Origin of the sequence: Asticcacaulis sp. AC460, from assembly GCF_000495795.1 — a bacterium.
Taxonomy (GTDB): Bacteria; Pseudomonadota; Alphaproteobacteria; order Caulobacterales; family Caulobacteraceae; genus Asticcacaulis.
The window spans coordinates 178,688-189,413 of the sequence record NZ_AWGD01000025.1 but is presented as its reverse complement, the minus strand read 5'-3'; the positions used below and the strand labels follow the sequence as shown (position 1 = coordinate 189,413).

At 60.2% G+C, this 10,726-nt stretch carries 3 protein-coding genes and 1 tRNA gene; 1 reads left to right on the top strand and 3 read right to left on the bottom strand.

The window, feature by feature from the left end; translation table 11 throughout:
- Window positions 1-75: 75 nt before the first annotated feature.
- The 3 genes from ABAC460_RS49805 to ABAC460_RS39125 form a co-directional block, all read right to left on the bottom strand.
- Entirely contained in the window at window positions 76-4,911 is a 4,836-nt protein-coding gene (locus ABAC460_RS49805) for a beta strand repeat-containing protein (RefSeq protein WP_023454203.1), read from the bottom strand.
- A 191-nt stretch (window positions 4,912-5,102) separates the two neighbouring features.
- Complete coding sequence (locus ABAC460_RS51135) at window positions 5,103-9,287, bottom strand: beta strand repeat-containing protein (protein WP_162150331.1); 4,185 nt, start codon at window positions 9,285-9,287, stop codon at window positions 5,103-5,105.
- Window positions 9,288-9,431: 144 nt separating this feature from the next.
- Window positions 9,432-10,445: a glycosyl hydrolase gene (locus tag ABAC460_RS39125; RefSeq protein WP_023454201.1), complete on the bottom strand. Its 1,014-nt coding sequence runs from the start codon at window positions 10,443-10,445 to the stop codon at window positions 9,432-9,434.
- A gap of 198 nt (window positions 10,446-10,643) precedes the next feature.
- On the opposite strand from ABAC460_RS39125, the gene ABAC460_RS39120 reads away from it, so the two are divergent.
- A tRNA-Lys gene (locus ABAC460_RS39120) sits at window positions 10,644-10,719 on the top strand.
- Window positions 10,720-10,726 lie beyond the last annotated feature (7 nt).

The window sequence follows — 10,726 nt, the reverse complement described above, 5'->3', positions numbered from 1 at the left end:
CCTTATAAAAAAGACAGGGGGAGACTACGTTAAGTCCACGGATTTGAAAACGGTGTTTCTGGAATACCGGCTGACCTACCAGACGATGTGGCTGAGCACGTCGGCCTGGGTCGCGCTCAGGACAGTCACCGTATTGCCGCCGCCCAGGTTGATCAGCACATTGCCCCCCACCTGCGTGACCATGGCATTGTTGGCCACGCCATTGGTTATGGCATGGATGTCGATGCTGTCATTCTGCGCCGCGCTGAAGTCGGTGACCGTGTCCTTCCAGGTACCGGCCATGAACACAAACACATCCGATCCCAGCCCACCGGCTAGGGTGTCGTTGCCGACCCCACCGTCCAGACGGTTGTTGCCGCTGTTGCCTGTCAGGCTGTTGTTCAGCGAGTTGCCGGTGGCGTTGATGTTGCCAGCGCCGGTCAGGGTCATAACCTCGACCGCACGGCCCAGAAGTGAATAGGTCACCGAGCTGAACACCGTGTCGGTGCCCTGCAGATGCTGTTCCTGGACGTTGTCGCCGGCATTGTCGACATAGTAGGTGTCGTCGCCCAGCCCACCGACCAGCTTGTCCACACCTGCGCCGCCGTCCAGCGCATTGTTGCCGGCATTGCCGTTCAGCGTGTTGTTTAGCGAATTGCCGGTGCCATTCAGGTTGCCGCTTCCGGTCAGGGTCAACACCTCGACCGCCCGTCCGAACAGCGAATAGCTCACCGACGAGATGATGGTGTCCGTACCTTCGAGGTGGTTCTCACCGACACTGTCGCTGGCATTGTCGACATAATAGGTGTCGTCGCCCAGCCCGCCGAGCAGGCGATCAATCCCGGCTCCTCCGTCCAGCACATCGTTGCCGGCCGCACCATCGAGCGTGTTGTTACCACCATTCCCGGTCATCACATTGTTCAGCGAGTTGCCGGTGCCCGTCAGATTGCCCGTGCCCGTCAGGGTCAGAATCTCCACCGCCCGGCCGAACAGCGAATAGCTCACGGACGAAAGGATGGTGTCGGTGCCTTCCAGGTGGTTTTCACCAACGCTGTCGCCGGCATTGTCGACAATGTAGGTATCATCACCCAGACCACCGACCATGCGGTCACCACCGGCACCGCCGTCCAGCAGGTTATTCGCGGCATTGCCGGTCAGGGTATTGTTCAAACCATTGCCCGTGCCGCTGACAGATGCGCCCCCCGTCAGGGTCAGGTTTTCCAGGTTGCTCCCCAGGACGAAGCTGACCGAAGACCGCACCGTATCGGTACCCTCCGATGCATTTTCGGTTACCACGTCTCCCGCGGCGTCAACGACATAGGTGTCGTTCCCCAAACCACCCGCCAGGGTGTCATTGCCACCCTGCCCGTCGAGCACATTGTTGCCGGAATTGCCGCCGAGACGGTTGGCCAGGCTATTGCCGGTTGCGGTGAAGTTGCCGCTGCCTGACAATGCAAGGTGTTCGAGGTTTGCGCCCAGGGTATAGCTGCGCGCGGCCAGAACCCAGTCATTGCCTTCGCCGGCGTTTTCCACGACGCTATCTTCGCTATCGACCACGAAGGTGTCATTGCCCAGTCCGCCGATCAGAGTATCGACACCCGCCGCACCTTCCAGCCAGTTGTTACCCGAGTTCCCGGTCAAAACATTGGCCATGTTATTGCCATTGCCGGTGAGATTGCCCGCACCCGTAAAGGTCAGGTTCTCGATATCTATACCCAGGTTGTAGCTCACTGAAGCCAGAATCAGGTCGGTGCCCGCCTCTGCATTTTCGAAAACCCGGTCGCCGACGGCCTCGACAATGTAGGTGTCGTCGCCCGAAAGCCCAACCAGGGTATCATTGCCAGTGCCCCCGTCCAGGAGGTTGTTTCCGGCGTTACCGCCCATACTGTTGGCACCGGCATTACCCGTGCCGTTGATGTTATTGCCCCCCGCCAGTTTCAATCGCTCCACGCCGTTTGCCAGGATGAGGCTGACGGTCGTATTGACGATATCGTCGCCCTGCCCGGCCGCTTCGATCACCACGTCTGCGATCGCATCGACCCAGTAGATGTCATCCCCGGCTCCGCCGGCCAGGGTATCATCCCCCGCTCCACCCGACAGATTGTCTTTTCCGTCACCGCCGTTCAGGCTGTCATTGCCGTCACCGCCGTCCATGCCGTCGTCGCCGGCCTCCCCGTGCAGGATATCCGCGCCGGCGCCGCCCAGGGCCGTGTCATCCCGTTCACCGCCAAGGAAGGTGTCGCCACCTTCACTACCGATCAGAGTGTCGGCAAAACCACCGCCCTGGAAGCTGATGGCTTCAATGCCCGCAACATTTCCGCCGGCGCCTGCATTGATACTGATGGCAGTTGTCGACTCAAAACCGTGGACATACAAAATGTCCGATCCCTCGCCGCCATCGATGGCATCACCACCATGCGTGTGTATCTCGTCATTCCCGGCGCCACCCAGGACGGTGTCAACCCCATCATCATTGATCTGGTCGCCGCCATAGATCGTGTCGTTGCCGTCTCCCGCCGTCAGGCTGTCATTCCCGAAACCACCGCTGAGCACGTCGTTGGCACCGCCGGCGAATAGCGTATCATTGCCGGTTTCGCCGGACATGAAGCCGCTGCCGATCGTATCGGTAAGCAAGTCATCGTCATCGCCACCTTCCAGCGTATCATTGCCGTCGCTGGAGACCAGAGTGTCATTGCCGGCGCCCCCGGTCAGAATGTCCTCGCCTTCATTGCCATTCAGGAGGTCGTTGCCGGCCCCGCCCAACAGCCTGTCGGCATTGGCGCCGCCCGACAGCAGGTCCGCGCCGTCCTGGCCGAAAATCAGGTCTTCACCGTCGCCTCCGGAAACGGAGTCATCGCCGGCACCCGCCCGCAGATCGTCACCGCCGGCGCCACCGTTCAGGGTATCCTTGCCGCCCAAGCCCACCAGATAGTCGTTGCCGCCCTCGCCGTTCAGCAGGTTGTCACCGTCGTCGCCCGTCAGCGCATCGGTCGTGAACGATCCGACCAGGTTTTCAACCCCTGACAATCTGTCTTCGCCGGCGCCCAGGGTGTTCTGAGACACCAGCAACCTCAGATCGACACTTACACCCGAAGCCGCGTCGGCATAGGACGCTGTGTCAGTCCCAGTAGATCCCGTGAATGTGTCATTGCCAGCACCGCCGTTCAGCAGATCGTTGCCGCTACCACCTGAAACATTATCATCACCGGCGCCTCCAATGACCGTATCGGCTCCGTCACCTCCCTGTAGGGTATCGGCACCGCCGGCGCCCGACACCAGATCGTTATCATTCCCACCTGACAGGTTATCCGCGCCGGCGCCGCCCGCAAGCGTGTCGTTGCCGCCACCGCCGCCCATTTGCGCGGACGTGCCCGTGCTGGCGCTCCCCCAGTCATTTCCCTCACCGCCATCGAAGGCGTTGGCCCCCGCACCGCCCGTGTAGGAATCATTTCCGACGCCACCGAAGAAGGTGTCTCCTCCGGCGCTCCCGATGAAGGTATCGTTCTGGCTCGCCCCCCAGGCAAAGACCTTCTCGACGTTCCCGACGCTGAGCCCCGTCGACAGAGTCGCCCCCGTCGCGGTCCCGGCCTGGCTCATATCGAACAGCATGGCCGCGTCCCCGGTCGTCAGGTCGAGATAGAACAGGTCGACGCCGTCACCACCGTCGATCGTGTCCGCCCCACGGGTACTTTCCAGCCGGTCATCCCCGGCACCGCCGTTCAACTGGCCGTTCCAGCCATCGGACAGGGTGTCGTTTCCGGCGCCGCCGTTCAACGTATCACCGATCTCGCCTCCGCTGAGACTGTCATTGCCCTCGCCGCCATCCAGCGAATCTGTGCCGCCCAAGCCGCTGAGCGTGTCATTACCACCCAGGCCCTGGATCGTATCCCGCCCCTGGGTACCGAACAGCGCATCATCATCGGTCGTGCCGCTCTGCGACGTCGTCAGGCGGCTGGCCAGATCGACCGCCTCATACCCCGTCTTGGTCTCAAGGAACAGGAAGCGGCCATCGGCCGACAGCTCCATGATGCCGACCGGATAGCGCCCACCACCCGGCAGGCTCTCCTCATAGCTTGTCAGACCGGTCGTGATAGCCTGCGCCGAGCCGATTTGCGTCCAGCTCTTTGTGTCGTAGACCTCAATCTGGCCGGTCGCACCGTCCCACAGAAAGAGCTGGTGGCCGTTAGCACTAAACTTGCCGTCCAGCGTCCAGGAGTCCGTGTCGATGACCTCCACAACCTCGAGATTGAAATCGAGGATGGTATGCCCCCGCCAGGTGAACATGAACAACAGGCCTGCGGTCTCACTAATATCGCCACGCCCGAAGTTCGAGGTATAGGCCTCACCGAGTGCTATAATCTGGTCGGTCTGGGAATCGTAAATCTGGAATTGACCATTTGAAAAACCAGCTTGCTGGACCAGGGCGTAGCGGCCGTGTTCCGAGCGGATGATATGACTTCCACTCAGCGGTTGGTTGCCATCATAGCTGATGAAGTTGTTTGTAGCGGCAGGGAAAACAACATCGATACCGTCGTTTTGCGTTCCGACGGACATGACGACCTGATTGTCGGCCAGTATGGCCAGATCGAAGGCGGCGCGCGACACATAGCTGGCCTGATAGTGCACGACGTCGAATGTGCCGGGATCGTTCACCGTCGCCATATCGATGCGATAGAGCGTGCTGTAAGACTTGGAGTCGTCGGCATTTCTGACGATATCCGCCATGGCGATCAGAAGCTGGCTGCCGTCCGCGGTGAGGCCGAAATCCCCGATCGTCCCGCTCAGGGTCACCAGGGTGGTCGTCGTCTGGGTCAGCGGGTTGTAGCTCTTCAGCATTCCGCCGTCGGCGTAGTAAAAAACATTCCGTGCCGCATCATAGTGAAAGCGGAACGAGCCGACGGGAACGGCGAAGACGGTTGTCAGATCGGTCATGAGAATCCCCCTGGGTTGCACAACATGGCATTGGTCCCATGGGTAACAGTCGACCGTGCGCCTGTCGATAGGGCTGTACCGGCGGCACAGATTTCTCTACTTCGGCGGCTTAAACGCGCCCGCTGCTCGTCCTTGGCAGGTAGCGCTGCGCAAAGGTAGCCACTTGCAAATCCAGCCTCCGGACAGAGGCGTTACCACACCATATGGCTGAGGACATCCGTCTGGCTGGCGTTGAGGACGGTGATGGCATTGCCGCTGCCCAGTGTGATGACCACATGGGTGCCGGACTGCGACACCCATCCAGCATGGGCCGTACCACCGCTATAGGCGTTGATATTGATCATATCGTTCTGCTCTGCTTTGAAGTCGTTGATGGTGTCGGCGCCGCTGGCCATCCCGAACAGGAAGATGTCGGCCCCCAGCCCGCCTGCCAGGACGTCATTGCCACCCCCGCCATTCAGCGTGTTGTTCCCGGAATTGCCGCTAAGGATGTTGGCGACAGCGTTGCCATTGCCGACAAAGTTGCCGGTTCCACTAAAGCCCAGATGCTCGACAAACTCGCCCAGGGTGTAACTGTGGCTGGCAAGAACCCAGTCATTGCCGCCATTGGCGGTTTCTACGACCACATCATCGGCATCGACCACGAAAACGTCATTACCGGCCCCGCCGGTCAGGGTGTCATTGCCGAGTCCGCCGTCCAGCCAGTTATTGCCCGAGTTTCCGGTCAGCCTGTTGGCGCCGGCATTGCCGTTACCCGTATAGTTGCCGGTCCCGCTGAACGCCAGGTTTTCGACCTCAGCGCCCAAATTGTAATTACGACCGGCCAACACCCAGTCATTTCCGCCATTCGCCGCTTCGATCACAACGTCATCGCCGTCGACCACGAGGACATCATTACCCTGGCCGCCAGTAAGGGTATCGTTACCTGCCCCACCGTCCAGCCAATTGTTGCCGGAATTGCCGGTTAGCATGTTGTTCCCGGCATTGCCGTTGCCCGTGAAATTGCCGGCTCCGCTAAACGCCAGGTGCTCGATATTGGCCCCCAGATTAAAGCTGCGATTGGCCAGGACCCAGTCGTTGCCGCCGTTGGCTGCTTCGACCACAACGTCATCGCCGTCGACTACGAGCACATCATTACCCAGACCGCCGGTCAGGGTGTCGTTACCTGCCCCGCCGTCCAGCCAATTGTTGCCGGAATTGCCACTAATAATGTTGTTCGCGGCATTGCCGTTGCCGGTGAAGTTGCCGGATCCGCTAAAAGCCAGGTTTTCCAGAAAGGCGCCAAGATTGTAGCTGCGACCGGCCAGGACCCAATCGATGCTGGCGCCCCATTCGACCACAATATCGTCGGCATCGACAACGAACGTGTCATTGCCCAGGCCTCCGGTCAGCGTATCATTGCCGGCCCCACCGTCCAGCCAATCCTTGCCGATACTGCCCGTAAGGGCGTTAGCGTTGGAATTGCCATTACCCGTAAAGTTCCCGCTGCCTGCAAAGATTAGGTTCTCGACATTGGCGCCCAGATTGTAGCTGAGTAATGACGTGACCGTATCTGTTCCACCACCAGAGATTTCGAGGACAAGATCGCCGAGATCGTCGACTGTGAATGCGTCGTCGCCCAGGCCGCCGGTCATCTCATCGGCGCCTTGTTCACCGTTCAGCGAGTCGTTACCAGCTCCGCCCAGAAGCAGATCATTACCCAGACCGCCGTTGATCAGGTCGTTGCCCGCCTCTCCCGACATCGTGTCGCTCCCGCCCCCGGCAGAACCGTCGCCAGCGTCGAAAAGGAAGTCGTCGCCGTCGCCGCCCAACAGACTGTCCCGACCGACACCACCGGACAGACGGTCGGCTCCGGCGTCCCCCTTAATCGTGTCATCCCCGCCCTGGCCGTACAGTTCGTCGGCCTTGTCCCCGCCGTTGGCGAGGTCCGCGCCGTCACCGCCCCAGAAGTTGTCAAAGCTGGCTCCGCCGATAAATGTGTCATTGCCGCCGCCCAAGGTCACCCAACCCCGCTCGACATTTCGCACAACCGTACCGTCCAGCAGTATCACGCCTTCGGACGTCGCCGCCTGGACCATGTCGATGACGAAGTTGTTCGTCGAGGTGCGGAACAGCAGGATCACATCTTCGTCCGTGCCGCCGTCGATCATATCGGCGCCCTCGCGGCTGTAAAGCAGGTCCGTCCCTTCGTCGCCCATGACCGTATCATTGCCCTGGCCGGTCTCGACATCGCCAAGAACATCATGGCCATCGAAACCGCTGATAAGGTCGTTGCCTGAACCGCCGTCCAGGGTGTCATCGCCGCTGTTTATGGTTGTGTAGATGAAGCCGCCGGTCAGGCTGTCATTGCCGGCCCCGCCCTGCAGCACGTCGCCGCCACCGCCTCCCCAGAAGCTGTCATTGCCACCGCCGCCTGACACGGTGTCACTGCCTACGCCGAGCAGCGAAATCCACAAGACTTCGACATTGCGCAAAACCGTACCGTTGTTCAGGGTCAGTCCGGCCAGGGTTGCCGCCTGCGTCCCGTCCAGAAGAAGATTGAGGTCGCTGGAGATCGCCAGATTGCCAGTATCCCAACCTTCGCCGCCGTCGATGGTATCGATGCCCTCGTAACTATGCAGAACGTCGTCACCGGCGCCGCCGTTCACGACATCATTTCCGACGTCACCGTTCAGGATGTCGTTTCCGGCGTTACCCGACAACAGGTCATCACCTTGCCCGCCGACCATGGTGTCGGTAACGCTGCTGCCTGTCAGGGTATCGTTACCGGCTTCCCCTAACATTGTACCCCAACCGCCGACGGACAGTAGCAGATCATTGCCGTCACCGCCCCACAGGACGTTCTGGCCCGTTCCGCCTGTCAGGGTGTCGTCACCGACGTCGCCGTAGAGGAAACTGGCACCCGCACCTCCGGTTATCACATCGTTGCCGGCTTCACCGAACAATTCGTTGCGGCCGCCCCCACCCGCCAGGGTATCGTTGCCGGCCTCACCGTGAAGGATGTCGTAGCCATCGGTCCCGGTCGTAGCCACGTCGTCACCACCGCCGCCACGGAACTCGTCATTCAGACTACCGCCGGTGTAGCTATCGTTGCCGCTGCCGCTGTAGACGTAGAAATTTTCGAGGTTGCGAAGAAGTGTCCCATCAGCCAGGGTCGTTCCCTGAGCGGTCGCCGCCAGCGTGGCGCTTATCGCCAGGTTCTGGGTCGCGGTTTGCCGGAACAGCAGGACTGTATCATTATTGGCCCCACCATCAATCGAGTCCGCTCCGCCATAACTGTAAACGATGTCGTCGCCGGCCTGACCATCGGCCCTATCGTTGCCGCCATCGCCTTCGCCATTGTCGGCATACAGGGTATCGTTACCGCCGCCGGCATTGATAGCATCGTCGCCATAGCCGCCTTGAAGCGTTTCCCCGATCGCACTGGCCGTCAGGGTATCATTGCCTGCGCCACCGTCGAAATTGATGTAGGTGTAGTCGAGCACTTCGCTGGCGACATCTTCCAACAGATCGTTGCCATCGCCGCCGAACAGGTTGTCGTTACCGTCGCCGCCGTTCAGCGTATCATTGCCGTCGCCGCCGGTAAGGGTGTCCAGACCCGTCCCGCCTTCGACAGTGTCATCACCGGCACCCGCGTTCAGCCGATCGTCGCCAGCATCCCCCTTCAGGCGATCATGACCATCGTCGCCCTGCAATTCGTCGTGCCCGGTACCGCCGATCAGCGAGTCGTTGCCTGCTCCGCCAAAGATATTGTCATAGCCTTCCCCGCCGTCGACTGTATCGTTGCCGTCGCCGCCTTCCAACCTGTCATAGCCCAGTAATCCCGAAAGACTGTCCGCGCCGCCGCCGCCATCGAACTGGTCTCCATCCATTCCCCCGGACAGGGTGTCATTGCCGTATCCCAATGCGGCACTGAAATACTCTATGTTGCGCACCAGCGTGCCGTCGGCCAGGACATGATCGCCGGCGGCGGTCAGGTCCGCCATGCTGAGATGGAAGCTGAATGTCGAGGTCGATCGGTCAAAACGCAGGCTGTCACTATCGGAACCGCCATCGATGACATCGCGGCCACCATAGCTTACCAAACTGTCGCCGCCTTCGCCCCCTTCCAAAGTGTCATTGCCAGCATCATCTGCACCACCATCCCAGAGTGAGTCGTTGCCGAGCCCACCGGTCAGACTATCATCCCCGGCAATGCCCATCAGAAGATCATCCCCGCCGGCACCCGTCAGGGTATCATTACCTTCGTTTCCCCAGATATAGTCGACGACCGCGCCACCCGTGAGGCTGTCATTGCCGTCCCCGCCGGAGATCATATTGAATTCGTCGGGACCTACGTAGGTGTCGTCGCCGGGCGTACCGCTATAAATTGCCATGATCATATCCCCCCAATGGCTTTGCTATCAAACAGACTGCGCGTAAACTACGCAATGACCGGCGCTCTTAACAGAGGTATTCCGCGACCTCTCTGCAAATTTAAGTTATCGCCGCCGGTTTTTCCCCTGCGTCCTTGCCGCACCCTACAGCTTGAAAGCTCCGGCCACCTCATCCTTGGTCAGGTAGCGTTCCGACAGATAGGCCTTCTTCACACTGGCGTCGGTATTGTGCTTGCCGGGCATGATCCATTCCGAATGCCAGGTCATGAACCACAACCAGTCGGCATCGGGCCCCAGTTTGTCGGGATCGGGAATTGGGCCGTTTTCGTGCAGGCAGATCGGCACGGTGTCGCCGACCTCGGCCTTGACGGCGGCGAACATCTCGCTCAGCGGCCCGTGGTGATCGACATAGGTGTCGGCGCCCGCAATATCGACATACTGCCGCCCAGGATAGTAGCCCGGCTTGACCTCGGCCGTGTAACCCAGCACCCAGATCAGGTTGTTCAGGCCCCGCTCATGGGTGAAATACTTATACATGGCGATCCACAGCGCCTTGAATGGCTCCGGTCCCTGCATACCCCACCAGAACCAGTTGCCGGTGAACTCATGCATCGGCCGCCACAGCACGGGTACGCCGCGGTCGCGCAGCACCGTCAGGTTATCAGCAATGATGCGCAGGTCGCGGACCAGGGCCGCGTTTTCGGGCGTTCCGTGCTTGAACGCCTTGTACATGTCGAAGTACTTTTTGGAATTGTCGTACCCCGTGCCGATCATCGGATTGCCCCAGTGCCAGCAGATGCTGGGGATACCGCCCTCTTCCTTGTACCACTTGGTAGCGCGGTCGTTCAGCGCGTTGTAATCGTTGGGATCGATGTAATCGAGCCCCAGGATCACCGGTAGCTTGCCGGTCGTGCGCTCGATATAGTTCAGCTCGTAACGCGGCCCGTCGGGCTGGCGCCAGATCGACTCCTGCTGGCCGGTCAAGGTCTTCTTGCCGTACTGGCTCCACAACCAGGCATACAGGGCCTTGGCTTCGGGCGAGGCGTTGGGGTTGCTCAATTCGCCCTTGGCCGGCACGGTTTGCGCAACGGCGCCGGTCGCCGCCGCAAAGGCCAATGCACTCATGCCGCCCAGGGCGGTACGTCGGGAGACGGTCATATCGGTTTCCTCATTCTTTTGACCGAATAATTAAAATTGAAATACTAAACATACAAGGTCTTTCCGGTTGCGCTCTCCCCGTTTTGATTTGCGGTCATGAGATTTGTGGATTAGGGCTTGCAACGCGGAAACAAACCGATTATGAGGGCGCCTCCCCAAAAGGGAAAGGCCGCAAGGCCTGATAAGATGAATGGTTTCGGGTGTGTAGCTCAGTTGGTAGAGCAGCTGACTCTTAATCAGCGGGTCCACGGTTCGAGTCCGTGCCCACCCACCATTCTCTT